Source organism: Neisseria sp. SLRRB23 (assembly GCF_050896295.1).
In the GTDB taxonomy this organism is placed as follows: Bacteria; Pseudomonadota; Gammaproteobacteria; order Burkholderiales; family Neisseriaceae; genus Neisseria.
The window spans coordinates 1-405 of record NZ_JBPBFH010000099.1 but is presented as its reverse complement, the minus strand read 5'-3'; the positions used below and the strand labels follow the sequence as shown (position 1 = coordinate 405).

The 405-nt window shown below is 51.2% G+C and carries 1 pseudogene; it reads right to left on the bottom strand.

The annotated features are described in order from the left end of the window. Positions 1-132 precede the first annotated feature (132 nt). Positions 133-270, bottom strand: a pseudogene (locus tag ACRPFF_RS11260) (IscS subfamily cysteine desulfurase); the annotation flags it as partial. Positions 271-405: the final 135 nt, after the last annotated feature.

Below are 405 nucleotides of genomic sequence, written 5' to 3'. Positions count from 1 at the left end.
CGTCGAGTCTCGTGGGCTCGGAGATGTGTATAAGAGACAGAGAGATAAGCGCTGAAAGCATCTAAGCGCGAAACTCGCCTGAAGATGAGACTTCCCTTGTGGTTTAACCACACTAAAGAGTCGTTCGAGACCAGCCGCCCATTCAATCGAGTTCAGATCAATACCGTCTTTGAACATTTCCCACAGCGGCGACAGTTCGCGCAGTTTGCCGATTTTGGATTTGATCAGTTCTGCCGCGAATTGCACTTCTTCTTCGGTGGTCATGCGGCCACGGCGCGATGAAACTGCTNGCTTCAGACGGCCTTTTGTATTTCTCCAACAACCTGCGCAGCTTCGTCTTGGACGACTCGGTATCAGAACAATACCTGTCTCTTATACACATCTCCGAGCCCACGAGACTCGACG